At 62.0% G+C, this 26974-nt stretch carries 22 protein-coding genes; 10 read left to right on the top strand and 12 right to left on the bottom strand.

Annotated features, from left to right (window positions below; genetic code table 11):
- Window positions 1-397 precede the first annotated feature (397 nt).
- Both A4A58_RS20255 and A4A58_RS20250 read left to right on the top strand, forming a co-directional pair.
- On the top strand, window positions 398-769 hold the full coding sequence (locus A4A58_RS20255) for a helix-turn-helix domain-containing protein (protein ID WP_068735479.1): 372 nt from the start codon (window positions 398-400) through the stop codon (window positions 767-769).
- Between the two features lie 164 nt (window positions 770-933).
- Window positions 934-2256 (top strand): dicarboxylate/amino acid:cation symporter, encoded by a 1323-nt coding sequence (locus A4A58_RS20250; protein WP_068735477.1) that lies wholly within the window; start codon window positions 934-936, stop codon window positions 2254-2256.
- 67 nt (window positions 2257-2323) lie between these two features.
- Here A4A58_RS20250 and A4A58_RS20245 read toward each other — a convergent pair whose 3' ends face one another.
- From A4A58_RS20245 to A4A58_RS20230, 4 genes are all read right to left on the bottom strand, one after another.
- Window positions 2324-3391: an alcohol dehydrogenase gene (locus A4A58_RS20245; protein WP_068735475.1), complete on the bottom strand. Its 1068-nt coding sequence runs from the start codon at window positions 3389-3391 to the stop codon at window positions 2324-2326.
- Window positions 3392-3469: 78 nt separating this feature from the next.
- On the bottom strand, window positions 3470-5797 hold the full coding sequence (locus A4A58_RS20240) for a xanthine dehydrogenase family protein molybdopterin-binding subunit (RefSeq protein WP_068735473.1): 2328 nt from the start codon (window positions 5795-5797) through the stop codon (window positions 3470-3472).
- Window positions 5798-5947: 150 nt separating this feature from the next.
- The gene (locus tag A4A58_RS20235; RefSeq protein WP_068735471.1) at window positions 5948-6823 is read right to left on the bottom strand and encodes a dihydrodipicolinate synthase family protein; all 876 of its coding nucleotides are present in this window, start codon (window positions 6821-6823) and stop codon (window positions 5948-5950) included.
- A gap of 17 nt (window positions 6824-6840) precedes the next feature.
- On the bottom strand, window positions 6841-8100 hold the full coding sequence (locus A4A58_RS20230) for an allantoate amidohydrolase (RefSeq protein WP_068736239.1): 1260 nt from the start codon (window positions 8098-8100) through the stop codon (window positions 6841-6843).
- Between the two features lie 153 nt (window positions 8101-8253).
- Between A4A58_RS20230 and A4A58_RS20225 the strand changes: the two genes are divergently transcribed.
- Window positions 8254-8751, top strand: a complete 498-nt coding sequence (locus A4A58_RS20225; protein WP_068735469.1) for a nucleoside deaminase — start codon at window positions 8254-8256, stop codon at window positions 8749-8751.
- A gap of 102 nt (window positions 8752-8853) precedes the next feature.
- Here the strand turns inward: A4A58_RS20225 and A4A58_RS20220 are convergent, their stop codons facing one another.
- Window positions 8854-9903, bottom strand: coding sequence for a hypothetical protein (locus A4A58_RS20220; protein ID WP_068735467.1), 1050 nt, complete (start codon window positions 9901-9903; stop codon window positions 8854-8856).
- 593 nt (window positions 9904-10496) lie between these two features.
- Between A4A58_RS20220 and A4A58_RS20215 the strand changes: the two genes are divergently transcribed.
- From A4A58_RS20215 to A4A58_RS20200, 4 genes are read left to right on the top strand one after another with little or no spacing between them, the layout of a single operon-like run.
- On the top strand, window positions 10497-12065 hold the full coding sequence (locus tag A4A58_RS20215; protein ID WP_068735465.1) for an ABC transporter ATP-binding protein: 1569 nt from the start codon (window positions 10497-10499) through the stop codon (window positions 12063-12065).
- Window positions 12049-13140 carry an ABC transporter permease gene (locus A4A58_RS20210; RefSeq protein ID WP_068735463.1) on the top strand — a complete coding sequence of 364 codons (1092 nt, stop codon included), beginning with the start codon at window positions 12049-12051 and terminating at the stop codon, window positions 13138-13140. Before A4A58_RS20215 ends, A4A58_RS20210 begins: the two co-directional genes overlap by 17 nt.
- Window positions 13127-14044 (top strand): ABC transporter permease, encoded by a 918-nt coding sequence (locus A4A58_RS20205; RefSeq protein ID WP_068735461.1) that lies wholly within the window; start codon window positions 13127-13129, stop codon window positions 14042-14044. Before A4A58_RS20210 ends, A4A58_RS20205 begins: the two co-directional genes overlap by 14 nt.
- A gap of 40 nt (window positions 14045-14084) precedes the next feature.
- Window positions 14085-15164, top strand: coding sequence for a BMP family ABC transporter substrate-binding protein (locus A4A58_RS20200; protein WP_068735459.1), 1080 nt, complete (start codon window positions 14085-14087; stop codon window positions 15162-15164).
- Window positions 15165-15435: 271 nt separating this feature from the next.
- Here the strand turns inward: A4A58_RS20200 and A4A58_RS20195 are convergent, their stop codons facing one another.
- Window positions 15436-16785, bottom strand: coding sequence for an 8-oxoguanine deaminase (locus A4A58_RS20195; protein ID WP_068735457.1), 1350 nt, complete (start codon window positions 16783-16785; stop codon window positions 15436-15438).
- Between the two features lie 167 nt (window positions 16786-16952).
- Between A4A58_RS20195 and A4A58_RS20190 the strand changes: the two genes are divergently transcribed.
- Window positions 16953-17774 (top strand): FAD binding domain-containing protein, encoded by an 822-nt coding sequence (locus A4A58_RS20190; RefSeq protein ID WP_068735454.1) that lies wholly within the window; start codon window positions 16953-16955, stop codon window positions 17772-17774.
- Complete coding sequence (locus A4A58_RS20185) at window positions 17771-20380, top strand: molybdopterin-dependent oxidoreductase (protein WP_068735452.1); 2610 nt, start codon at window positions 17771-17773, stop codon at window positions 20378-20380. The genes A4A58_RS20190 and A4A58_RS20185 overlap by 4 nt, the downstream gene beginning before the upstream one ends.
- A 245-nt stretch (window positions 20381-20625) precedes the next feature.
- Here A4A58_RS20185 and pucL read toward each other — a convergent pair whose 3' ends face one another.
- A complete protein-coding gene (pucL, locus tag A4A58_RS20180; RefSeq protein ID WP_068735451.1) occupies window positions 20626-21465 on the bottom strand; it encodes a factor-independent urate hydroxylase in 840 nt (279 codons plus the stop codon).
- Between the two features lie 204 nt (window positions 21466-21669).
- Between pucL and A4A58_RS20175 the strand changes: the two genes are divergently transcribed.
- Window positions 21670-23064: a nucleobase:cation symporter-2 family protein gene (locus A4A58_RS20175; protein WP_068735449.1), complete on the top strand. Its 1395-nt coding sequence runs from the start codon at window positions 21670-21672 to the stop codon at window positions 23062-23064.
- Between the two features lie 187 nt (window positions 23065-23251).
- On the opposite strand, the gene A4A58_RS20170 is transcribed toward A4A58_RS20175, so the two are convergent.
- The 5 genes from A4A58_RS20170 to A4A58_RS31285 all read right to left on the bottom strand — a co-directional run.
- A complete protein-coding gene (locus A4A58_RS20170; protein WP_068735447.1) occupies window positions 23252-24025 on the bottom strand; it encodes a substrate-binding domain-containing protein in 774 nt (257 codons plus the stop codon).
- Between the two features lie 184 nt (window positions 24026-24209).
- Window positions 24210-25097: a 2-oxo-4-hydroxy-4-carboxy-5-ureidoimidazoline decarboxylase gene (gene uraD, locus A4A58_RS20165; RefSeq protein WP_068735445.1), complete on the bottom strand. Its 888-nt coding sequence runs from the start codon at window positions 25095-25097 to the stop codon at window positions 24210-24212.
- Between the two features lie 24 nt (window positions 25098-25121).
- A complete protein-coding gene (puuE, locus tag A4A58_RS20160; RefSeq protein WP_068735443.1) occupies window positions 25122-26072 on the bottom strand; it encodes an allantoinase PuuE in 951 nt (316 codons plus the stop codon).
- A complete protein-coding gene (locus tag A4A58_RS20155) occupies window positions 26072-26485 on the bottom strand; it encodes a DUF3830 family protein (RefSeq protein WP_068735441.1) in 414 nt (137 codons plus the stop codon). The genes puuE and A4A58_RS20155 overlap by 1 nt, the downstream gene beginning before the upstream one ends.
- Window positions 26486-26790: 305 nt before the next feature.
- Window positions 26791-26974, bottom strand: a 184-nt coding sequence (locus A4A58_RS31285) for a hypothetical protein (RefSeq protein WP_204378192.1), incomplete at its 5' end; no start/stop codon positions are given.

Here is a 26974-nt window from a genome sequence, read left to right as displayed (position 1 = left end):
ATGCCAGAGATTTGCAGCTTCCGAATGCGAACGACTCTCAGTTATCCTGCGTGCGTCAGGCAAGTCACATGTGTATAGCATGATGACCAACTTGTACTTTCGCTTCCGCTGCAAGGCCCGTATCGATAGAAATTGAGTTCCGGTATTCGTTGGAAGTTTTGCAAGCAGTGCGAAGTAGCAACAGAATACCGCAAGGTTTTTTGTACGATTGGATGACCCTCGCGATTACGTGTCGATCAATTCGAGTATCGCGACGATTTCAGCCATCCCAATCGTCATGACGATGTGTATAACAGAGATGCCTTTGAAAGTTAGCTTTAAGGGCTCTCGGGCTAAGAAGCTCTAACCAAGAAAATATAACCAAACTCCCTTATTCAAACAAACTGAATGGTGACGAATGAAGCAACGTAGCGCCGGCAAACCCGACATTGAGATGGGCAAGAGGATCCGTCTGCGTCGTGTTGAGCAGAAAATTTCGCAGGCGGATTTAGGCGAAAAGCTGGGCGTCAGCTTCCAGCAGGTTCAGAAGTACGAAAAGGGTGTCAATCGCGTTGGCGCTGCGCGGCTTCAGCAGATTGCGACGGCGCTCGATGTGCCGGTCACGTTCTTCTACGATGGCGATGGCAAGACCCGCGAAGTGGAAAGCTTGCTGTTCCTCGATAGCGCTTTCAGCCTCCGCTTGCTTCGTGCTTACAGCCGCATCAAGAGCCAGACGGTCCAGCGCCAGATGGTCGTCCTGATGGAAGCGATTGCCGACGAAGAGAAGTAATCGTCGCATGGCCGCCGGAGCGACCCGGCCGCCGATCGGCTCGATTTCAATCCCCCCTCGACGCGAAAAGAGCTCGCCGTAACCGCGGCGAGATTTTACGCATCTGCACCTAGCGGTGGCACGGTTGTTGCTGGAATATTCGTGAACCTCAGGGGGAGCGAACCATGTCTACAGCTACGGTTACCGGCATCGAACCAATCCGCAAGCCTCTCTATCAGTCGCTCTTCGTGCAGGTGCTCGTCGCGCTGCTGCTCGGCATCGTCCTCGGCATTGCCGTGCCGGACTTCGCCGTCGGCCTGAAGGTCTTCAGCGACGCGTTCCTCAAACTCATCTCCATGATTGTGGCCCCCATCGTGTTCTGTGTGGTGGTGCATGGGATTGCGGGTGCCGGCGACCTCAAGAAGGTCGGCAGGGTCGGCGTCAAGGCGCTGATCTATTTCGAGGCCATGACCACGCTGGCGCTCGTTGTCGGCCTGGTGCTGGCCTATCTGTTCGGCCCGGGCCACGGCATGAACATCAATCCGGCCTCGCTCGACGGCAAGGCACTCACGACGGTCGCCGACAACGCTCACAAGCTGCAGGGCGGCGGCATCGGCAGCTTCCTGCTCAACATCATTCCGACCACCTCGTTCGACGCTCTGGCGCGCAACGACGTCCTGCAGGTGCTGTTCTTCGCCATCCTCTTCGGCACCAGCCTGGCGCTGGTCGGCGGCGAGAAAGGTGAACGCATCTCCAGTTTCATCGAAGCCGTATCGACCGTTCTGTTCCGCGCCATGGGATTGATCGTTCGCCTCGCCCCGATCGGCGTGCTCGGCGCTGTCGCCTATACGGTCGGACGCTACGGTGTCGGATCGCTGAAGCAACTCGTCTCGCTGGTCGTGCTGTTCTATGTCTCGGTCGCGATCTTCGTCTTCGGTGTGCTCGGCGGCGTCATGGCGCTGGCCGGACTCAACATCATCAAATTCCTGAACTACCTGCGCGAGGAACTCACCATCGTGCTGGCCACCGCGTCCTCGGATGCAGTGCTGCCACAGATCATGCGCAAGCTCGAACGGCTTGGCGTCAAGGACAACGTGGTCGGCCTCGTGATCCCGACCGGATACTCGTTCAATCTCGACGCGTTCTCGATCTATCTGACCCTGGCCGTCGTGTTCATCGCGCAGGCCACGAATACACCGCTGTCCTTCGGCGACCTCATGCTGGTGCTGGGCGTCTCGCTGGTGACGTCGAAGGGCGCCCACGGCGTACCGGGCTCAGCGATCGTGATCCTTGCGGCGACGCTGAATGCCGTGCCGAGTATTCCCGCCATCGGCCTCGTGCTGGTGCTGTCGGTAGACTGGTTCATCGGCATGGCCCGCGCGCTCGGCAACCTGATCGGCAACTGCGTCGCCACCGTCGTGGTCGGCGCATGGGAAGGCGATCTCGACCACGCCAAGGCGAAGCGCGTCCTTGATGGCGAGGAGCTGGTGGACGTGACGGCCGGCTAATTGCCTTCGAGACAAAAAAGAAGCGGCCCGAAGGCCGCTTCTCAACGTCAGAATGAATGCTTCAACCTTACGCCGGCGTGAGGATCGCGCGGCCGACCAGCTTGCCGTCTTTCAGATCGTTCAGCGCCGCATTGGCCTTTGCGAGCGGCATAGGGGTCGTCGGGATCGGTTGCACCTTCTTGGTGCGCACCAGCTCCAGCAATTCCTTGGTCTCGCGGAGATTGCCGACATAGCTGCCCTGGATGGTCAGCGCCTTCATGGCGATCAGCGGCAGCGCCCAGGTGGCGCCGCCACCGAACAGGCCGACCATGATCAGCTTGCCGCCCTTGGAGAGCACGTCAAAGCCGAGCTGCGTTGTCGACGGAGTGCCGACCAGATCGATCACCGACAGGATCGGCTGACCGGCGGCCTGCGAGAGCTGCGCCAGCGCATCGGGCGCATTGCCGTCCACGGCTGCAAGCGCACCCGCCTTGATGGCCGCTTCGCGTTTCTTGGCATCGATATCGACAACGATGGCGCCCTTGCCGCCCATCGCCTTCAACAGTTCAAGCGCCATCAGGCCGAGGCCGCCAGCGCCGAAGATCACGATCGGATTGCCGAGATCACTCTCGATCTTCTTCAACGCGCTATAGGTGGTGACGCCCGAGCAGGCGTAGGGCGCGGCGATAACCGGATCCATGCCTTTGAGGTCGATCAGGTAGCGCGGATGCGGCACCAGGAGGTGATCTGAATAGCCGCCGTCGCAATGCACGCCGAGGCAGCGCGGCGCGAGACACAAGTTCTCGTCACCAGTAAGACAGACCGCGCATTTTCCGCAGCCGATCCACGGATAGGCCAGCGCGATATCGCCAATCTTGACGCCGCCCGCTTCCTGCTCCGCATCCGGACCAAAGGCAATGACTTCGCCGACGGTCTCGTGGCCCATGGTGCGCGGCAGCGTGATGCCGCGATCCTTCAGCGACAGCTTCTTGCGGCCGTGGCCGAGTTCATAGCCGCCTTCCCAGATGTGGAGGTCGCTATGGCAGACGCCAGCAGCCTTCACGCGGATCAGCACCTGCGTGCCGGTCGGCTGCGGGGTTTGCTCGTCGACCTCGCCCAGCGGCTCGTTGAATTCGAGAACCTTGAAGCTCTTCATTGTGTTTTCTCTCCCGGTTGAAGTTTCTTGTTATCCGTAGGATGGGCTTAGCGCGTGCTCAACCCATCCTGAGCCAACTCAGGCATGCGCTGCGCTTGCGCCCCTGATCGCTTCCCACACCTTAAGCGGCGACAACGGCGTATTGAGCTGCTTGATACCGAGCGGTTCGAGGGCATCAAGAACGCCATTGACGATGCAGGGCGGGCCGCCGATCGCACCGGACTCGCCGCAGCCCTTCGATCCCAACGGATTGGTGACGCAGGGCGCCGAGCCGTCCAATGTCACTGACAGGAGCGGCAAGTCACCCGCGCGCGGAATGCAATAGTCCTGATAGCTCGCGGTGATGAGCTGACCATCCTCGTCGTAATAGGTGTTCTCGAACAGCGCTTGACCGATGCCCTGCGCCACGCCACCGTGAATCTGGCCGGTCACCAGCATCGGATTCACCGCCACGCCAACATCGTCAACCGTGGTGTAGCGAACGACATTGGTGATGCCGGTTTCCGGATCGATCTCGACCTCGCAAATATGCGTGCCGTTCGGCCAGGTCGGCCCATCCGCCACGCCGGTCGACTCGACGCTAAGCTGCTCGCCGTCTTCGGCCTTCGCGATCTCGAACAGGCCAACGCGTTTGTCGGTGCCGACGACGGTGAGGAAGCCCGCGGAATATTCGATGTCCTCCACCGAGGCCTCCAGCATGTTGGCGGCCTTTTCGCGCGCCTTCGCGATCATGTCGGCGGCCGACACCACCGCGGCAGTGCCGCCAACGAACAACGAACGCGAACCGACACTCCCCATGCCAACGATCACATCGGTATCGCCCTGGATCACATCGATCTTGTCGATGCCAATGCCAAGGGCTTCAGAGACGAGCTGCGAATAGGCCGTCTGCAGACCCTGCCCCATCGCCATCGTGCCAGAATGCAGGATGACCCGCCCATTGGCCGTCGCCCGTAGATTGACCTTCTCGGTGGTGCCCGGGCCGCCGGTCCATTCGATATAGCTGGTCAGCCCGCGGCCGTAGAGCAGGCCCTTCTTCTTCGCCGCCTTCTTGCGCGCGGCGAAGCCATCCCAATCGGCGAGCTCGGTGGCGCGGTCGAGCATGTGCGCGAAAGCGCCGCTGTCATAGGTCTGGCCGACGGCGTTCTTGTAGGGAAACTGCGTCGGCTTGATGTAGTTCACCTTGCGAATGGCGCGCGGATCCATGCCGATCTGGCGGGCGGCAGCATCGATCAGGCGTTCGATGATGAACACAGCCTCCGGTCGCCCGGCGCCACGATAGGCACCCACCGGTGCTGTATTCGTGATGACAGCCTTGATGTCGTAATGCACAAGCTGCAGATCATAGACGCCGGTCTGCACAAATGGCCCGAGCACCAGCGGAATGATGATCGCGGTGCCTGACATGTAAGCGCCGGTACCGCCGATCGAGCGCACCCGATAGGCCTGGATGCGGCCCTTGGCATCGAGCGCAATTTCCGCCGTCGAGGTCAGGTCGCGGCCATGGGTGCCACCGACGAAATCGTCGGTGCGATCGCCGCGCCAGCGGATGGTTCGCCCGAGCTTCACAGCCGCATAAGCGACGATGCCGTCTTCGGGATACAGGCTGGTCTTCTGGCCGAACCCGCCACCGATGTCGCCGACGACCACGCGGATACTGTCCTTCGGACGCTTCAGGATCGAGTCCGCCAAGATATCGCGGGTCGATGCAGGCGTTTGCGACTGCACATGAAGCGTGAGCTTGCCGGTCTTCTTGTCGACTTCAGCGATGGTGCTGCGTGGCTCCATGGCGGACGGCACCAGACGCTGGCTGGTGATATCGAGCGAGACTGTGTGCTTCGCCGCAGCGAATGCGGCCTCGACCTTGGCAGGATCGCCATAGCTGGTCGCAGCGACAATGTTGTCCGGCGCCTCCGGCCAGACCGCCAGCGCGCCGGGCTTCATCGCCTCAATGGGATCGACCACCGCCGGCAGGACATCGTAACTGACGTCGATCGCCTCGGCGGCGAGCTGCGCCGCAGCACGCGAGGTCGCGACGATCGCAGCCACCGTCTCGCCGGCGAAGCGGACGAATTCATGCGCCAGCAGACGGCGCGGCGGAAAGGTCGCCGCAGAGCCGTCCGGTCGCTTGAAAATTGGCAACGTCGGCAGCGTGCCGACATCCTCGGCCACGAGATCGGCACCCGTATAGACCGCCTGCACGCCCGGCATCGCCTTGGCGGCGGTTACATCGATAGCGGCGATTTTGGCATGGGCATGCGGCGAGCGCAGCAAATGCAGCCACAACGCGCCGTCTTCCGGTCTGTCATCGATGAACTTGCCCTGCCCGGTGAGGAGTCTCTGGTCTTCAAGGCGCTTGGGAGAAAGACCGGCGCCGAAGCGCAGATTGCCGGGCAGAATGTTCATCAGACGTCCTTCAATGGCGAGCCTTACGGGCGGGCTGTATGGTTTCTAGCCCAGAAAGACCGCGTGAGCCAACAGGCCAGCCGCACAAGGCTGAGCGACAGAATGTGCATGAGCGCTGCTCGTTTGCGCGTCTGGCGGCAACGACATCGATCAGCCGACATCCCGCAAAACGGCCTCGATCACCTTGCGCTCGTCCGCGGTCAAAGCCGGCTGTGGGGCCACGGGGTCGCCGACCTCATAGCCCTGGATCGCGAGGCCCGTCTTGATGCAGGCCGCCAGATTGTAGCGCGCGAAGGCCTCGTTGAGCCGCCACATCCGCCGTTGCAAGACCATGGCTTCGTCCCAGCGATGCGCCTTGCAGAGATTGTAGAGTTCGACGCTCTGCTTCGGCACGACGCAGGCCGGGCCCGCCATCCAGCCGACGCCACCGATCAGCATCACGGCTGACGGAATATGCGCCGAGGCGGCGAACACTTTCAGTTTGTCGCCGCAGCGGTTGATGATCGACAGCAACCGTCCGGTATTGGTCGAGGCATCCTTGATATACTGAATGCGCGGATGCTCGGCGAGCCGCGCCACCACATCGAGCGTCAGATCCGAGCGCTGGAATTGCGGATTGGTGTAGATCACCACCGGAATATCGACGGCATCGGCGATGGCACGGAAATAGGATTCGATCTGTGCATCCTTGAGCGGGAAATACGCCTCGAGTATCGCCAGAATGCCGTTGGCGCCGAGCTTCTGATACGACTTCGCCTGCGCCACCGCATCGACCGTCGAGGTCGAGGCCACGCCCGCCACCACCGGCACGCGCCCGCCTGCCGCATCGATCGTGGTCTGCACCACGGTCCTGCGCTGTTCGCGGTTGAGATAGGCGAATTCGCCGGTCGAGCCGAGCGGCGTCAGGCCATGCACACCTGAAGTGATGAGATCATCGCACAAGCGGCCCAGCACATTAGCGCGAATGCCCCCTTCGTCATCGGCAGGCGAGACCAGATAGGGAAACACACCGTGGAAGTCTGCCATTCAACTGTGCCTTACTATTAAATCTTCGGCTTGAAATTCTCGATCACGCGCAGCAGCACACGCGCACCGACTTCGACATCCGCATCCTCGACATGCTCGGCAGGATTGTGGCTGATGCCGCCACGACACCGCACGAACAGCATCGCCACATCGGCAATGTCGGTCATCGCCATGCCATCATGGCCGGCCCCACTCGGCAGCTCGAACGCGCGATAGCCCTCGGCAGTAATTGCATCGGCGATCTGCTTCTGCAGCCAGGGCGCACACGGCACCGTGCGATTCTCATGGGTGATGTTGATCTGCAGATCGAGCTTGCGCTGTTTGGCAATGGCCTCGATCTCGCGCACCATGTCGGTGATCGCGAGCTTGCGATAGGAATCCTTTGGCGATCGGATATCCATGGTGAACGATACCAGCCCGGGAATGACATTGGTCGCCCCCGGCATCGCATTGATATAGCCGACGGTGCCGACAAGGCCGCCGCGGTCCGACTGGCAGAACTCCTCGATCGCAACGATACATTCGGCAGCGCCCACCAGTGCATCGCGTCGCATCGCCATCGGCACCGTGCCGGCATGACCGGCCATGCCGTGCAACTCGACAGCAAGCCGCGTCGCACCCGAAATGGCAGTCACGACACCTACCGGAAGCTTCTGCGCTTCAAGCACGGGCCCCTGCTCGATATGCAATTCGAGATAGGCGAGCAATTCGCCGGGCGCGCGCGCTGCGGCGCCGATGTGATCGGGATCGAGGCCGAAGGTGATCATCGCCTCGCGCATCGAGATGCCCGCTTTGTCGCAGCCGCCGAGCACGCTCTCGACAAAAGTCCCGGCCACCGCACGGCTGCCGAGCAGCGTCGACGCGAAGCGCACGCCTTCCTCATCTGCAAAGGCAGCGATCTCGATGGCGAATGGCAGGCGCACGCCACGGCGATTGAGATCGCCGACGCAGGAAATTGCCGTGACGATCCCGAGCGGCCCGTCCCATCGGCCGGCATCGCGCACGGTGTCGTAATGTGAGCCCAGCATCAGGCACGGCAGGCCGGGCCGGTCGCCATCGTAGCGTCCGCAGACATTGCCGATCGCATCGATACGCGCCCGCATACCGGCTGCCTGCATCCAGCCGATGATCAGTTCGGCGGCAGCACGATGTTCCGGTGTAAGGAATATTCGCGTGATATTGTCCGGCACTTCCGAAATAGCAGCCAGCGCGTTGATACGTTCGACGATCTCGCCGCCGAGCGATTGGCCGGAAGCTCCGACGACTTTCTCTTCCATCGCAATCATGCTTCTTTGTTCAGATCACAGGCCCGGCTGGGATTTGAATGATTTAGGTCGTAAATACTAGTGCGGCCAGCGGGGCAAAGCGAATCCGCGTTTGACCTCGCGGGAAGCCAGCAGATTTCGACACCCGGACGACAGGAGCCCCTGATGGCCAAGCAAGACTCGTCAAGTAGAGATGAGGCCCTTCTCAGGCTTTCTTTCGACGCTGCACGCAAAGCCATGGAGCGCGGCAACCATCCGTTCGGCGCGATCCTGGTCGATGCACACGGCAAGGTCCTGATGGAAGCCGGTAACGCTTTCATGCCCTCCCATGACGGCACCGCCCATGCTGAGCGGCTGCTGTGCAGCGAAGCCTCGATTGCCTATGACGAGACCAAGCTAAAGACCTTCACGCTGTATTCGTCGGCAGAACCCTGCGCCATGTGCGCCGGCGCGATCTATTGGGTCGGCATTGGACGGCTGGTTTATGGACTCGGCGAACAGCGCCTGAAGATGATCACCGGCAATCACCCGGAAAATCCCACACTGGATCTGCCTTGCCGCGACGTATTTGCCGCGGGGCAGAAGAGCATCGAGGTCGTCGGTCCGTTGCTCGAGGACGAGGCAGCAGCCCAGCACGAGAGATTCTGGGCGCGTCCACACTAGTGCGCACTCGCACGAGCTTGCAAAAGGCAGATGGCGCCGCGAGAATATCGCGACGCCACCTGCCTTCAAATAGACCTTGAAGGACCAGTTCAGGACGTCAGATCAGAACTTGACGGTGATGCCCGAATAAAGCGAGTCCTCTCGGCACGAGCCCGCGCCTGCGCCGACCGTACAGGCAAAGCTGTTCTTCTCGTCGAGGCCGAACTTGTTCCTCCAGAGCCGATACGCCACCCACACATCGACATTGTGTGCGTATTTCTGTCCCCAGATCGCCTTGCTGGCGTCGAAGGTCAAACGGATTGGTTCGGCGTTGATTTCCATTTTGGTTTCCGTTCCGAGGATCTGGCCGTTTTCAGACCCCTTCGGCCCGTAAAAACCGGCACGACCGCTCACGGAGAAATACTGCAGGCTCGGCGGCAGGAAGCCGAGGTCCATGTAGTAGTTGAGTTCAACAGCCCAGGTCGGGTTGAATTGACGGTTGCCATCGGCGTTACAGGTCACCCCCGGAATCGTTCCTGCCAAAGCGTAACCGCACTGCGTGAACGTGCTGCGGTTTGCGAATTCATAGTAGAATAGCGGATTGACGTTGAAGAAGCCCTTGTAGGGCAGGTCGAAGGCGAACTGCAGACCCGTCACGACATCGCGCTTCGAAGCGGAGAAGAACCGGTTTTCCGTACTGCCATCCGCGCCGATCACGAATGACACGTTGCGCAGCGGCCCCATCGAGAAGGCTTTGGTGTTGAAGACTTCGTTGAAGCCGATGGTGCTGCGGATCAGGCCGTAGATCTCCGTCGCACCTTCACAGCCTGTGATGGTCGGACGGGTCGGATCGGCGCACGGATTAGCCGGGCTGCTCTTGCCGGCCTTCTCAAGACCGATGTTGAAGAAATTGGTGCCGTAGGTCCACACGTCGAAATGCGTGAAAGCAAAGACCTGCTTGGTGGTGTCGTTTGTCACGCCGGGATCGACCGCCCCCCACTGATAGGCATAGGTGAAGCGGTTATCGATCAGCAGGAAGAACGGCAGATCCGGGATCGGCTTTGCCTTGACTGGCATAGACGCCATGTCGGCGGCGCCTGCCGAGCCTGTCGGCACCATGGCTGTTAGCGACAGCAACGTCGCGGCTGCGATTGCTCGGAAACGATTGGCCATTGGAATTACCCCCACCTGTTGACAATGATTGCGTGCCTCTCGCGCGAGAGTTGTTGCAATCAGTCCGGGTGAGAAGCCTCAACTTTTTCCAATAGTTGCCACGGATTTCATCAGGGATGCCCAATGAAATCAGTATTTTATACTTGAAGCATCGTGTTTTCAGAGCGGTGAAACGACGCCATACCAGCTCGTGCGAGACTCGCGCTTAGAGGCTGTAAAGATTGGCGTTTCGCGACGTTCTGTCGCAGGTTTTCGAGCGAAGCTCCGATGGTGAAATCACACCGCGATTCCGTGTTTGCACCGCAAGAAAATCACTGCCCAACTTCTCAACACACGAGAAAATCCGGATCGCGAATTCGTTGCACCTGTACCAGAACTGCAACACTTCGGACCAAGTATACAATGCGAAAGTCGAATAAACTTCATTCAATCAATGAAAAGCCCGAACCTCACGCGATTGCGTCGGCAGGAATCGCCCAAGAAAGCGATCCAGTTCAAAAATAAGGCAGACGCTGGCGCTTATTCGAGATTTACGCTGCATTCCAATCCGGCACACACTTGCCGCAAACCTCCTTTTCACGCGTGAGTAGCGAATGTTGGATTCGGGATCGGGACACGCGCGTTCGGGGACGGTGCTTCTGCAGACCATCGGTCTGACCAAGCGCTATGGCAGTTTCCTCGCCAATGACGCCATCGACATCGCGATCCGTCCGCAGGAAATCCACGCGTTGCTCGGCGAGAATGGCGCCGGCAAATCCACACTCGTCAAAACCATCTACGGCCTGATCCAGCCGAGCGAAGGCGACATGCTCTGGCAGGGCGAGAAGATGGTGCTCGCCGGCCCGCATGATGCACGCGCCCGCGGCATCGGCATGGTGTTCCAGCATTTCTCGCTGTTCGACAATTTGACCGTCGCCGAGAACGTCGCGCTCGGTCTCGACGGCAAGGAATCCTTCAAGGCGATGTCGGCGCGGCTCGAACAGGTGTCGCAGCAATATGGCCTGCCGCTCGATCCCCAGCGCGAGGTCTGGCAACTCTCGGTCGGCGAACGTCAGCGCATTGAGATCGTGCGCGTGCTGATGCAGAATCCGAAATTCCTGATCCTCGACGAGCCCACCGCCGTGCTGACGCCGCAGGAAGCTGATCAGCTCTTCGTCGTGCTGGAGCGCCTGAAGTCGGAAGGCCGCGCGATCCTTTACATCAGCCACAAGCTGGACGAAGTGAAACGGCTCTGCGACACCGCCACCATCCTGCGCGGCGGCAAGAAAATCTCGACCTGTCTGCCGCGCGAGGAAACTGCCGCATCGCTGGCGCGCATGATGGTCGGCACCGAGATCAAGCAGGTCAAAGCTGCCGCCAACAGGCAAACCACGGTGCCGCGGCTCGTGGTCAACGATCTCAGCCTCGCGCCCGACGAACCACATGGCGTGCATCTGAAGAACATCTCGCTGGAGCTGAAGGGCGGCGAGATCCTCGGCATCGCCGGCGTCGCTGGCAACGGCCAGGACGAGTTCTTCGCGGCGCTCTCCGGCGAGCGTCTCGCCAAAGATCCCGGCACCATCGTCATCGACGGTCACGCCGCCGGACATCTGTCGATCACCGCGCGCCGCAAGCTCGGCGCGGCCTTTGTACCCGAAGAGCGGCTCGGCCACGGCACCGCGCCGCGCATGAGATTGTCGGAAAACGCGCTGCTCACCGGCCATGCTGCATCAGGCATGGTGCAGAACGGTTTCATCAATACGGCGGCGACGCTCGCGACCGTCGACCGCGCCACCGCGAGTTTCGATGTGCGCAAGGCCAAACGCGATCCGGAGGCCGCAAGTCTCTCAGGCGGCAACCTGCAGAAATTCATCGTCGGCCGCGAGATCCTGCGCAATCCGATCGTGCTGGTGGTGAGTCAGCCGACCTGGGGCGTCGATGCGGGTGCAGCCGCGGTCATTCGTCAGGCGCTGCTCGATCTTGCCGCTGCGGGCGCTGCCATCCTCGTCACCAGCCAGGACCTTGACGAACTCGCTGATATCGCCGACCGCATCGCCGTGATGTTCCACGGTCATCTCTCTGAACCGTTGATGACGGCCGATGCCGACAGGGAAACGCTGGGCTTGCTGATGGGCGGCAGCGCACTCACGCCAAAGGACGTGCCCGATGCAGTTGGTGCTTGAGAAGCGCGCGGAGCGATCGACCATCATCGCGCTGGTATCGCCTGTTATCGCCATCGGGCTGACCATCGTGACCATGAGCATCCTGTTCGTGATCATCGGCAAGAATCCGATCGCGGCGCTCAACGTCTATTTCATCACGCCGCTGACCGACGCCTATTCATTGCAGGAGCTCGCGGTGAAAGCCGCGCCGCTGGTGATGATCGCCATTGGCCTGTCGCTTTGTTACCTCGCCAATGTCTGGAATATCGGCGCAGAGGGACAGTTTCTCGTCGGTGCCGTGGCGGGCAGTTGGCTTGCGGTGAAGACCAACGGCACCGATGCCGGCGTCTGGGTCTTGCCGGCGATGCTGCTGCTCGGTGCCATCGCGGGCGCGCTCTATGCGTTGATCCCGGCCTTCTGCAAGGTGCGCTTCGGCGCCAGCGAAATTCTGGTCAGCCTGATGCTGGTCTATGTGGCCGACCTGCTGCTCGACTATCTCGTCCGTGGTCCATGGCGCGATCCCGCCGGCTTCAACTTCCCGACCACAGCCGAATTCGATCCGGTCGCCACCGTGCCTTTGCTGTTTGAAGGCGGACGGCTGCATCTCGGTGCGGTCATCGCGCTGGTGATCGTTGTTGCCGCTGCCGTCCTGCTCGGCCGCACCATCAAGGGTTTTGAAATTCGCGTGGTTGGCGCAGCACCTCGGGCGGCGCGCTTCGGCGGCTTCTCGTCGAACCAGCTCGTGCTGCTGACTTTCGCAATTTCCGGCGCGCTGGCCGGCCTCGCGGGGATCATCGAGGTTGCCGGCCCGGTCGGCCATCTGCAGCCCGGCATCTCGCCCGGCTACGGCTTCACCGCGATCATCGTTGCATTTCTCGGACGGCTCAACCCGGTTGGAATACTAATTGCAGGGCTTTTCCTGGCGCTGACATTTATCGGCGGGGAGCAAGCGCAGATCGCCATGAAGATCCCACTCGATATCACCAAGGTGTTTCAGGGTATCCTGCTGTTCTATGTGCTCGCCTGCGACAGCCTCATCCTGTACCGGATCAGGCTCATCATGCCGCAGCGAAAGGCCGCCGATGGAGCTGCTTGAAGCCATCATCCTTGCCGTACTCGCGGCCTCGACACCGCTGCTGCTCGCCGCCTCCGGCGAGCTGCTGGTGGAGCGCGCCGGCGTGCTCAATCTCGGCGTCGAAGGCATGATGATCGTCGGCGCAGCCTGCGGCTTTGCGGGCGCCTGGGCCACCGGCTCGACGCTCATCGGTGCGCTGTGTGGGATTCTCGCGGGCGTTGTCCTTTCGCTGGTATTTGCACTGATGACGCTTGGCCTCGCCGTCAATCAGGTCGCCACCGGTCTGGCGCTGACCATTCTGGGCGTCGGCGTTTCCGGCCTGATCGGCGCCGGCTTCGTCGGCGAGCGCATCGCCACCGCGCCGCGGCTGTACATTCCCGGCCTGACCACACTCCCCTTTGTCGGCAAGATCCTGTTCGGCGAAGACGCCTTCGTCTATGTCTCGCTCGCGCTGATCATCGGCATGTCCTGGTTCCTCTATCGCACCCGGGCGGGGCTGGTCCTCCGCGCCATCGGTGACAATCACGTCTCCGCCCATGCGCTCGGCTATCCCGTGCTGAAGATACGGACCCTCGCCGTGATGTTCGGCGGCGGCTGCGCGGGTCTCGCCGGCGCCTATCTGCCGCTGGCCTATACGCCGTTCTTCGTGCCCGGCATGACCGCCGGCCGCGGCTGGATCGCGCTGGCGCTGGTGGTGTTCGCCTCATGGCTGCCGGGGCGACTCGTGATCGGCGCCTATCTGTTCGGCGCGGTCTCGATCTTGCAACTGCACGCGCAGGGTTGGGGCGTCGGCGTGCCCTCGCAACTGATGTCGGCATTGCCCTATCTCGCAACCGTCGTCGTGCTGGTGCTGATCTCGCGCACCCGCAGCGGCGGCTCCACGGCGCCGGCCGCATTGGGCACGGTATTCGTGCCCGACCGCTAAAGACATTCTCGCAAGACTATCTCGCAAACAGGAGACGCGTATGAACAGGAAAGCACTTGCAGCCGCCGCCCTACTGCTGGCCACCGGCCTCGGATTGGGTGCAGCCGTCGCCGCCGACAAGCTGAAAGTCGGCTTCGTCTATATCGGCCCGGTCGGCGATTTCGGCTGGACCTATCAGCACGAAGTCGGCCGCCAGATGATCGTCAAGGAGTTCGGCGACAAGATCGAGACCACCTATCTCGAAAATGTCAGTGAGGGTCCGGATTCCGAGCGCTCCATCGAGCAGCTCGCGCGTGCCGGCAATCAGCTCATCTTCACCACGTCGTTCGGCTATATGGATCCGACGCTGAAGGTCGCCAAGCGCCATCCCAAGGTGATGTTCGAACACGCCACCGGCTTCAAGCGCGACAAGAACATGTCGAGCTATTCCGGCCGCTTCTTCGAAGGCCGTTACATCCAGGGCCTGATCGCCGCCAAGATGTCGAAGAAGGGCGTGCTCGGTTACATCGGCTCGTTCCCGATCCCGGAAGTCATCTCCGGCATCAATGCCACGATGGTGGCCGCGCAGAAGATCAATCCGGACATCAAGATCAAGATCATCTGGGTCAACACCTGGTTCGATCCCGGCAAGGAAGCCGACGCAGCCAAGGCGCTGCTCGATCAGGGCGCCGACGTGATCATGCAGCACACGGACTCGCCGGCCGCGATGCAGGTCGCCTCCGAGCGCGGCGCGCTCGCCTTCGGCCAGGACTCCGACATGATCAAGTTCGGCCCGAAGACGCAGCTCACCGCGGTGACCAATAACTGGGGTCCATACTACGTCGAACGCGTCAAGGCGGCGCTCGATGGCACCTGGAAGTCGGAAGACACCTGGGCGGGCCTGAAAGAAAAGATGGTGGTGATGGCGCCCTATACCAACATGCCGGATGACGTGAAGAAGATGGCGATGGACACCGAGGCCGCGATCATCGCCGGCACGCTGAAGCCGTTCAAATGCCCGATCATGGGACAGGACGGCAAGGAAGTGGAATGCAAGGGCGGCGACGCGCTCGATCCCGGCCAGGTGCTCGGCATGAACTTCTATGTGAAGGGCATCGACGACAAGATTCCGGGGAAGTAAGGCGGACGCTGTCGTCCCCTCTCCCCCAGGCGAAGCGAAGCTTCGCTTGGCGGGAGAGGGTGCGTAGGCGGCCTCCGGCCGCCGTTGTTGGAAAAGAGACGCCGATGCAAGGCATCGGCTATGGCGAAGCGAAGGCGGGAGAGGGGGAGCCGCAAACTCCGGCGCTTGTGGCGCCCCCTCTCCCGTCTCGAACATGCTTTGCATGTTCGATCCAACCTCTCCCACTGCGCGAAGCTTCGCTTCGCTGGAGGAGAGGGGAAGAAAGTAAGCACTACCCCGCCTGCATCGCCTTCGCCGCTGCACTGTGCCGGCGTATCAGATCACCGACATCCAGCCCCGGGATCGCACCGTCGATCACGCGCCACGCACCGCCGACCATCACCCGGTCCGCGCGATGCGCACCGCACAGCACGAGTGCCGCCAGGGGATCGCCATGGCCGGAGAAGCGCAGCTCGTCGAGCTTGAACAGCGCGAGATCCGCCATCTTGCCGACCGCGATCTCGCCGAGCTCCGGACGGCCGACACAGGCCGCCGAGCCCTTCGTCGCCCAGCGTAACGCATCCTTGTGGCTCACACGCCCGACGCCGTAACGCGCCCGCTGCAGCAGAAATGCCGCGCGCACTTCCTGCATCAGATTCGATCCGTCATTCGATGCCGAGCCGTCGACGCCGAGGCCGATACCGACGCCCGCGTCTTCCATCTCGCAGACCGGACAGCAACCGGAGGCCAGAAGCTGGTTGCTGCAGGAGCAATGGCTGATGGTGGTCCCGGCCTTGCCCAGCCGCAGCATCTCCGCCCCATTGAAATGAATGCCATGCGCCAGCCATGTGCGCCTGTTCAGCCAGCCGGTCTGTTCGAGATAGTCGAGGGGACGGCAGCCATAGATCTCCTCGCAATAGCGGTTCTCGTCCTCGGTCTCGCCGAGATGCGTATGCAGGCGGACATCGAGCTTGTCCGCCAGCGCCGCGGTCGACGCCATCAGCGACGTCGTTACCGAAAACGGCGAGCACGGCGCCAGTGCGATCTGCACCATGGCATCCGCCCCGCGCTGATGGAATTTAGCCACCACACGTTCACTATCGGCGAGGATCGTATCCTCGTCCTGCACCACGCTATCCGGCGGCAGGCCGCCGTCGCGCTGCGAGCGGTTCATCGATCCCCGCGTCAGCAGCACGCGCATGCCGAGGCGTTGCGCGACCGCCACTTCGATATCGACGGACTGCTCGAGCCCGACAGGAAACACATAGTGGTGATCGGTAGTCGTGGTGCAGCCCGACAGCAGCAATTCCGACATCGCCACGCTGACGCCGAGATGGAGATTTTCCGGCGTCAACCGCGCCCAGACCGGGTAGAGGGCCTGCAGCCAGGGAAACAGCTCGCGATCCAGCGCCGCCGGCAATGCGCGGGTCAGCGTCTGATAGAAGTGATGATGCGTATTGATCAGTCCCGGCAGCACCACATGGGCGCCAGCATCGTAGACCGCCAAATCCGCTGTCGCCGGCTGGCCGCCGGCCGGCACCAGTTCGACGATCCGGCCGCCCTTGATGATAACACCGCGCTCGGCCCCCTCGGCAAAAATACCGAGCGGATCTTTGATCCAGGTGGCCTGCGTTTCTGTCATGGCTCATCTCCTTCGGTCATGGACCCGACCTTGCAATTCAGGGACCAGCCGCGAATACTTCGATCTGCTCAAGATCGGTCTAGGCTTACCCTCGACTTGGCGTCGGTCTTGCAAGGTTCACGATGATACTTCAAGGGGTCATTGCCGAGTGAAAGCATAACCGCCCTATGGATTTGAATACGGTCACGTCCGTCGCCCGCCCGCAGACGCGGGAACAGCTACCGACATGGAGTGCCGGGGATGCATGGCTCGCCGGGGGCACCTGGCTTTTTTCCGAACCGCAGACCCACCTGACGCGGCTGATCGACCTCACCGATCTCAAATGGCCGGCCCTCACCATCACCGACAGCGAATTGCAGATCGCCGCGACATGCACGGTCGCACAGCTCGACGCGCTGCCCTGCCCGCCCGACTGGATCGCGTCGCCGCTTATCAATCAATGTTGCCGCGCCTTTCTCGCTTCCTTCAAGATCTGGAAGACCGCAACGGTCGGTGGCAATCTCTGCATGTCGCTGCCCGCCGGCCCGATGATCGCCCTCACCGCAGCGCTCGATGGCCGCTGCACGATCTGGAAGGCGGATGGCAGCGTAGACACGATCGATGTCGTGGACTTCGTCACCGGCAATCAAAGCAATGTGCTGCACTCAGGCGATCTCCTGCGCAGCATCGCCATTCCGCTTGCAGCCTTCAAACGACGCTCGGCGTTTCGGCAGATCTCGCTGACGCCGGTCGGGCGATCTGCTGCGCTGCTGATAGGAAGCCTTGATGAGGATGGCTTGCGGCTGACGATCACGGCATCGACGAAGCATCCTGTCCGCATCGTGCTTCCGGCACTTCCCGATGCCGATACGCTCGAAGAAGCAATCCTCGACCGGGTTCCGGACAACCTCTATCACGACGACGTTCACGGCAAACCGGCCTGGCGCAAGCAGATGACGCTGCGGCTCGCGGAAGAAATCCGCGCCGAGCTGCGGAGCATCAGGCCATGAGTTTCGAGATCAACGGCCACAGCTTTTCGCAGCAACCGCAAGCCGGCCAATGTCTGCGCACCTTCCTGCGCGAGCTCGGCCATTTCGGCGTCAAGAAAGGCTGCGATGCCGGCGACTGCGGCGCCTGCACCGTGCTGCTCGATGGCGAGCCGGTGCATAGCTGCATCATCCCGGCATTTCGCGCCGAAGGTCATGCCGTCACCACCATCGAAGGTCTCGCGTCCGACGGCGGCATCCATCCGATGCAGCAGGCGTTCCTGGACGCACAGGGATTCCAGTGCGGCTTCTGCACATCCGGCATGATTGTGACCTGCGCGTCGCTCAATCAGGCACAGCGTGCCGATCTCGGAGCGGCGTTGAAAGGCAATCTGTGTCGCTGCACGGGCTATCGCGCGATCGAAGACGCACTCGATGGCAAGTCCAATGTGGAAGACGCCGAGCCCGGCACCGCCTTCGGCCGCAACCTGCCCGCCCCCGCTGGTCCCCAGGTGGTGACGGGCAAGGCGCGCTACACATTTGACGTCACCATGGACCGCTTGCTGCATCTCAAGATGCTGCGCTCACCACATCCGCATGCGCGTGTCGTCTCCATCGACACGTCCGTAGCGCGCGCCATGCCGGGTGTTCATGCGGTCTTGACCCATGCGGATACTCCGGCCACGCTGTTCTCGACCGCGCGCCACGAGATCGATGCAATGGATCCCGAGGATACGCGGGTGCTCGACGATGTCGCGCGCTTCATCGGCCAGAAGGTTGTAGCCGTGGTCGCGGAAAGCGAAGCGATAGCCGAGGAAGCTTGCCGCCGCATCGACGTCGTCTATGACATCCTGCCCGCGGTATTCGATCCCGCTGCCGCCATCGCGCCCGGCGCACCGATCATTCACCCCGACAAGACGCCTACACATCGCGTCAGCGATGCGGCACGCAACGTCATCGCCGAAACACACGGCGAATTCGGCGATGTCGCGGCGGCACTGGCGGCGTCGGCCGCCACCTATGAGGGCACATTCACCACGCAACGCGTGCAGCACGGCCATCTCGAGACCCATGGCGGCATGGCGTGGCTCGATGCAGACGGCGTGTTGAACGTGCGCTCCAGCACGCAGACGCCGTTCCTGACGCGGCGTGCACTTGCGCAGCTCTATGGCCTTCCCTCCGACAAGGTCCGCGTGTTCTGCGAACGCGTCGGCGGCGGCTTCGGCGGCAAGCAGGAGATGTTCGTCGAAGACATTCTCGCGCTGGCCGCGCTCAAGACCGGCCGCCCGGTGAAATGGGAACTGACCCGCGAGGAGCAATTCATCGCCACATCGACGCGTCATCCGATGCGCGTCACGGTCAAGGCCGGCGCCGACAAGCACGGCAAGCTCACCGCATTGCAGCTCGACGTGCTTTCCAACACTGGCGCCTATGGCAATCATGCGGGCCCGGTGCTGTTTCACGCCTGCGGCGAATCGCTCGGCGTCTATAACTGCACCAACAAGAAGGTCGATGCTGTCGTCGCCTATACCAACACGGTGCCGGCCGGTGCGTTTCGCGGCTACGGCCTGCCGCAGACGCTGTTCGCGGTGGAAGCCGCCATCGACAATCTCGCCGCGCAGCTCGGCATCAGCCCGTATGATTTCCGCCGGCACAACGTCATCAAGCCCGGCGATCCCATGCTGTCGCCAGCCGGCACGCATTATGACGACGTGACAATCGGCAGTTACGGCCTCGACCAGTGCCTCGATCTGGTCGAGCGCGCGATGCAGGTGAAGACGAAGCACGATCTCGATGACAACTGGCTGATCGGCGACGGCATCGCGCTCACCATGATCGACACCGTGCCGCCGCAGGGCCACATCGCCGAAGTCGTCATCACCAAACGCGACGACGGCGGTTACGATCTCACGGTCGGCACCGCCGAATTCGGCAATGGCACCGCGACGGTGCACCGGCAGATCGCCGCCACGACGCTTGGCTGCACTGTGGAGCAGATTCATCTGCGCCAGTCCGATACGAGGAACGGCGGCCACGACACCGGCGCCTATGGCAGCGCCGGCACATTCGTCGCTGGCAAAGCCACCCATGACGCGGCGCAAAAGCTGGTGGCGGCGATGCAGGCGGACAGCAACGCACGCAGCGCCACCGGAACGTCGGGTGGCACCCCGCGTTCGGTCGCCTTCAACGTCCAGGGATTTCGCGTGGCGGTGAACAAGGGTACCGGTGCGATCAGGGTTCTCAAGAGCGTGCAGGCTGCGGACGCTGGCGCCGTCGCCAATCCGATGCAGCTCCGCGGCCAGATCGAAGGCGGCGTCGCGCAATCGCTCGGGGCGACGCTCTATGAGGAGATGGTGATCGACGAACGCGGCCGCGTCGTCAATCCGAAATTCCGCGACTATCATTTGCCGTCGTTCGCGGACGTGCCGCGGACTGACGTGTATTTCGCCGATACCTATGATGCGATCGGCCCATTGGGTGCGAAGTCGATGAGCGAAAGCCCGTATAATCCCGTTGCGGCCGCCTTGGGCAACGCACTGTTCGACGCCACCGGCATCCGGTTTACACAGGTGCCGTTCAAGCCGGACCGGATTTTTCCGGAATTGCAGAAGAGGTTCGGGAAGTCGTAGCAGCGTGCTGTTCCTAACCTCTCCCCGCCCTTTGCGGGGAGAGGTCGCCCGGCGAAGCGCAGCGAAGCCGGTCGGGTGAGGGGCATGGCACGGCGCCCGAAGCAAACTCATTCCATCGGATCGGTATCACCGCAACTGAACGACCCGATTGGCTATCGATGTGGTTAGCTGCGTCCGCGGCCCCTCACCCGCCGCGAAGACGCGGCGACCTCTCCCCGCGCAGAGCGGGGAGAGGTTAAGCAAAACTACCCCCGCCCCACCGTGCATTCGATCTGCCCGTGCGGCTCGTCCGTCGGCAGGAACACGTCGTTGTTGTTATCGAGACCAAAGGCCGAGAGATTCATGGGGATGTAGTGGATGTTCGGGCAGGCCATGCTGATCTCGGAAATTTCTGGCACGGCGGCCAGCACCTTCTCGCCCATGCGGTACAGGCTGTTCTGTACGCTCGGACTATAGGTGGTCGCGAATTCCTTCAGCAGGATATCGAGGATCTTCGCATTGGTCGCGGGATAGCTGGCGGGCTTGCCGGACCATGTCCACGACGCCACCATCGATGTCGCGCAGATGCGGTCATTGGTCGGCTGGATCGTGGAATATTTGTCCGTGTAGTAGTTCTCCCAGCCGGACTGCGTCGACTTCATGAAGGTGAAGTTATCGAGACCGGAGCTCATGGTCATGCCGTCGCGCGTGGCATGGATCTCGACGGTCGGCTTGCCGTTGCTGTCGAGCAGGAATGCGTGCGGGTGTAGTTCGCCATCGACGGCCAGTCGCGCCCACTTGGTCTCATGCGCCGTGATGCTGACGGAACGGGCCTGCGGATACAGGTCGAGATAGCGCTTCGCCAGCACCTGACAGAACTCCTCCGTCGAGAGCGCGGTGTTTTCGCGCGCCACCACATTGACGATGTTCTTGATGGTGTCCGTGGATGTCGAGGTGGAGTTGTCCGCGTCGGTATAGGCCCGGCCGAAATCGCCTTCCAGCATCGCCTTGATGCTGAGCTGGCTGACGTCCTGCTTGTCGCCGTCGCGATGGATCCGCATGATCCGGACACGGCCTTTTCCATATCTGTTCTTGATGAGCGGCACGCGCGACCTCCAGTCTGTGTTGGCGACCAGGGAACCCCAGTCGCCGGGCAATATATTTCAGCAATGCTTAGTATCGAGCAACCTTCGTGCCACCGGTCACCACACCACCGGGGCGAAACGGCTTTCAGCGGCGTCTGGCACGAGGCTTGTATCTGTCGATCATATTGCCACGACATTTCATCACCTAAGCAAGGGGCTAGATCAATGACAACGAGCGTCCATCCCGTCGACGAGGTCCTCCCGACCCCGCGCCTCCTCGCGCTGGGTCTGCAGCATGTGCTGGTGATGTATGCCGGCGCCGTGGCGGTGCCGCTCATTATCGGCCGCGCCCTGAAGCTGCCACCTCAGGACGTCGCCTTCCTGATCTCCGCCGACCTGTTCGCTTGCGGCCTTGCGACCCTGGTCCAGTGTATCGGCTTTCCCGGTGTCGGCATCCGCTTGCCTGTCATGATGGGCGTCACCTTCGCCTCGGTCGGCCCGATGCTGTCGATGGCCGCCGCCCCGGATATCGGCCTGCTCGGCATCTATGGTTCGGTCATCGCTGCCGGAATCTTCGGCATCATTATCGCGCCTTTCATCAGCCGGCTGCTGCCGCTGTTTCCGCCTGTGGTCACCGGCACCATCATCATGGTGATCGGCATCTCCCTGATGCGCGTTGGTATCAACTGGGCTGGTGGCGGACTACCCATGTTCACCAAGGTCATCGATGGCGTTCCGCACACATTCCCCAATCCGGCTTACGGCCAGTTGCAGGGGCTCGGCATCGCGCTGTTCGTGCTGGTCGTGATCCTCGCTCTGATCAAATGGGGTACCGGCTTTCTGTCCAATGTCTCGGTGCTGCTCGGAATCATCGCCGGCGCCGTCCTTGCCAGCGTGCTGGGCGTGATGCATTTCGACAAGGTCGGCACCGCCGGCTGGGTCGACATCGTACTGCCGTTCCATTTCGGCATGCCGCAATTCCATCTCGTCCCGATCGTCACCATGTGCATCGTGATGATCGTGGTCATGATCGAATCCCTCGGTATGTTCCTGGCACTCGGCGAGATGACCGACAGGAAAGTCGACAGGGACGCACTGACCAAGGGCCTGCGCGCCGACGGTGTCGGCACGTTCCTTGGCGGTATCTTCAATACCTTCCCCTACACGTCGTTCTCGCAGAATGTCGGCCTTGTCGGGATCACCGGCGTGCGCTCCCGCTGGGTGACCATTGCCGGCGGCGGCATCATGCTGGTGCTCGGCCTGCTGCCGAAGATGGCCGCGCTGGTGGAATCCGTGCCGCAGGTCGTGCTCGGCGGCGCCGGCCTTGTGATGTTCGGCATGGTCGCTGCGACCGGTGCCCGCATCCTCACCGCGGTCGATTTCAAGACCAACCAGCGCAACCTGTTCGTGGTCGCCATCTCCGTCGGCTTCGGCATGATCCCGCTGGTGTCACCGAACTTCTTCAAGGCGCTGCCGCATGACCTGCATCCGCTGCTGGAGTCGGGCATCCTGCTTTGCGCGCTGGTGGCCGTGATCCTCAACGCGTTCTTCAATGGCGTCAGCAGTGCCGAGACCGCAAAAGCCGAAGCGGCGGGCGTGGCTGCGGCTGCGACGCATTAGTTACGACACGCCGGCCTCTCGCTCCCTCGCCCCGCAGTTGCGGCGAGAGGGCTGGGGTGAGGGGCGCTTGCGAACCGCAAAGTCCATCGCCGTGGTAGGCGGGGGCCTCGCCCCTCACCCGCCGCGAAGACGCGGCGACCTCTCCCCGCGCAGAGCGGGGAGAGGTTAAGTAAGCCGTTTACCTGCCCTACTTCACCTTCGGCTCGAGCCCGCTCGCCACGATCACAGGCGCGGCCTGCTTCGAGGACAGAAACGCGATCAGCGCCTTGCCCGCCTCGGGCTGCGGCGCATTGCTCGCGAGCCCTGCAGAGAACACGGTGATCTTCTGCAGCTCCGCCGGCAACGGGCCGACGATCTCGATGCCCTTGACCGGTTTCAATTCGCTGATCTGCTGAAAGCCGATCTCGGCCTCGCCCCTGGCGACGATCTCGCCGACCGGCGTCGCCGGGATCTTGCGCGCCTTGTCCTTCATGGCGTCGGCAATGCCGAGCTTCTCGAACATCTCCTTGCTGACATACACACCGCTGGCGCTGTCCGAATAAGCCACGGTCCTGGTCTTCAACAGCGCAACCTTCAGCGTATCCGCAGAGGACAGGTCCGGCTTCGGCGCGCCCTCCTTCACGACAACGCCAATGGGCGAATCCGCGAGATCGACGCGGCTGTCGGCGATCACCTTGCCCTTGCTGACGAGATCACCCAACGCGTAGCCCACCATGATCAGCACATCGGCCGGCTCGCCCCGCGCGAGCCGCATTGGGATCGCCTGCGGCGTCTCCCCCATCGACGGCCCATAGGCCGTGACGACCGTATTGCCCGTCGCCTTCTCGAATTGCGGCACCAGTTCCTTGTAGGCCGCCGTGAAGCCGCCGGAGATCATCACATGGACTTCGGAGGCCAAGGCGCTGGGCGTCGAGGCGACGGCGCAGCCGAGCACGAGCAGCGAACGAATGATGTGGCGCATGGTGTCTCTCCCGGTTGACGTCTTTTTTCTTATCCTCTCCCCGCTTGCGGGGAGAGGTCGACTGGAACGCGCGAAGCGCGTGGAAGTCGGGTGAGGGGGAGCCAGTGTTTTACTCGCTGGCTCCCCCTCATCCGTCGTCGCTTCGCGACGCCACCTTCTCCCCGCAAGCGGGGGGAAGGAAATCTCAGCTCCCTCGATAGGTCCCATAGCTCCACGGCGTTACCAGCAGCGGCACGTGGAGATGGCCTTCGGGCTCATAGACGGAAAAGCGCAACGGGATCTCGTCGAGGAACGGCGGATCGGACATCGGCACGCCCCGCTCCGCAAAATAGCTCCCAACCTTGAAAGTCAGTTCATAGCCTCCGATCGGCACCGGCCTGCCGGCGATCAGCGGCACATCGGTGCGGCCGTCGTGATTTGTCAGCGTGCGCGCAATCACGCGGCTGACGCTGAGCTTCGACAATTCGACCAGTTCGACCGAAATCCCCGCTGCAGGCCGACCGCTATGGGTATCGAGCACATGGGTCGAGAGCCGGCCATGCACCTGTAGGCGATCCGGCCCGTTGACCAGCAGATCGGTGCGCAATGCCGCGATCTTGCAGATTTCGGCAACCGATGCGGTGACCTCGGCGGCCGGGTCGTTGGGCAACCGCTTCTCGAAATCCGCCAGGATGGAATCCTTGGTGTGGCGGCGAACGCAGACGATATAGGGGAAGCCGAACTTGGCACGATAGGCATTGTTGACGCGATCGAAGGCGGCATATTCGGCTTCCGAGAGCCGGTCGAGCCCGGCGCTGTTCTGCTCGGCATTGGATTCTGCCGTCAGGAGATCGCCCCGTTGCGTTTTATCGGCAAGGTCCGGATGCGCCTTGATCAGCGCCAGCCGCTGGCCTGCAGCCGCCTCCTCGACCACCTTGCGCATCGCCGCAAACAACTGCTTCACGCCCGCGAAAGGCCGGTTGTCCGCAGCCTTCTCCGCGATCCACGGCGAATACTCGAAGATATTCGCCAGCGCTGCGACGAAATCCACTTTGCTGCAGCTGTTGAGTTCGTGGAGCGTCTTTTCGGTCATGGCAAGCGCTATCCCAATCCTGGTCTACCCGATGGCACGGGCGTCGGCGGCGAGATGTTTCAGATTGGCGTGCCAGTGCTCAGCGATATCAAGACGCGTCGGCACCCAGACGCGCTCGTGGCTCGCGATGTAATCGAGGAACCGCATCAGCGACGCCGCACGACCGGGACGACCGACGACGCGGCAATGCAGGCCCACGGTCATCATCTTCGGCGACGTCGCGCCTTCGGCATACAGCACATCGAACGAATCCTTCAGGTAAGTGAAGAACTCGTCGCCGCCACCAAAACCCTGCGGATTGACGAAACGCATGTCATTGGCATCGAGCGTATAGGGAATGATGAGCTGCGGTTCGCTGGGTCCCTTGATCCAGTACGGCAGATCGTCGGCATAGCTATCGCACAGATACTTGAAGCCACCGGCTTCCATCAGCAGGCGAATGGTGTTGATCGAACTGCGGCCGGTGTACCAGCCGGTCGGGCGCGCGCCGGTCGCCTCGGTATGCACGCGGATCGCCTCGGCGATCTCGAAGCGCTCCTCGGGCTCCGACATATCCTTGTGCTCGATCCACTTCAGACTGTGGCTGGCGATATCCCACTTCGCCTCCTGCATGGCGGCGACGATTTCGGGATTGCGTTGCAGCGCTGTCGCGACGCCGAACACCGTGGTCGGCATGTTGCGTTCGGTGAACATCCGCCACAGCCGCCAGAAGCCGGCGCGCGAGCCATATTCGAACATGGATTCGATATTGGCATGGCGCTGGCCCGGCCAGGGCTGCGCACCCAGCACATCCGAGAGAAACGCTTCCGAGGCGCGATCGCCATGCAGAATGTTGTTCTCGCCGCCCTCTTCGAAATTGACGACGAACTGCACCGCCACGCGGGCGCCATCCGGCCATTTCGGATCGGGCGGCGTGCGGCCGTAGCCACGGAGGTCTCTTGGATAAAGACCTTGGGGATAATCGCCTGATGTCATCAGACCATCTCGAAACGGACGGGTTGCGCACCCTTCCAGAGCACGGTCTTGCCCATCTCTTTCAGATTTTCGAGATTCGAGGTCAGCGTAATGAAATGGTTACCGGCGAGCTGACCCATCTTGCTGGCGAAATGCACGCCGCTATAGGCCAGCAGGATCTCGGTCTCGCTGATGCCGCCCGGATACAGGATGATGTGGCCCGGCGCCGGAAAGCTGGTGTGGTTCTCATAGGGCACGCCGAAATCGAGATCGCCAAGCGGCATCCAGACGCCCTCGCCGCTCCAGCGCACATGGATCGCCTGGCTGACAAACGGCATCGCCTTCTTGAAGGCGGCGACGGTCTTGGGGGCGTCCTTCTCCTCGAATTTCGCGTCGAAGGTGAAGTCGCCGACATGGACTTTGAGCTGGCTCATCCGTGGAATCTCGTAATTGGAGTGACTGACAGTGATCCATCCAGATTGCAGCAGAGGGCGAAAGAAGCAAGCCGCAGTTTTCGGCGGCGTTGCCTGTAGACTGCGTTCCCTCTCCAACACTGTCATTCCGGGGCCTCCTTGCTCGTCATTCCGGGGCGCACGAAGCGGCGCAGCCGCGTAGTGCGAACCCGGAATCTTGAGGTGTTTTGCTGAACATGCTGGGATTCCGGGGTCGCGTCCGGCTTACGCCGGCCACGCCCCGGAATGACGAGCTGGAGGCGGCGACAGCGCCAAAACCTTTTTTCCTATTTTTCGTTGACAATATCCCTATCAGGATTATTATCTCTTCCGTCCGGCCCGATGAGAGGGGCGAGCGCGATCGTCACGTTCGCGGGGCTGGATGCGGTGGACGCCGGAGATGCGGCGTTACGCGGTTCATGGGTGACGTCTGTCTTCGGGCAGGACGGATCTGCGCCAGCACTGCCACTG

This window comes from Tardiphaga robiniae, assembly GCF_001618955.1.
Classification (GTDB): Bacteria; Pseudomonadota; Alphaproteobacteria; order Rhizobiales; family Xanthobacteraceae; genus Tardiphaga; species Tardiphaga robiniae_A.
The sequence above is the reverse complement of the archived record's forward strand: the minus strand, read 5'-3'. Positions and strand labels throughout refer to the sequence as shown.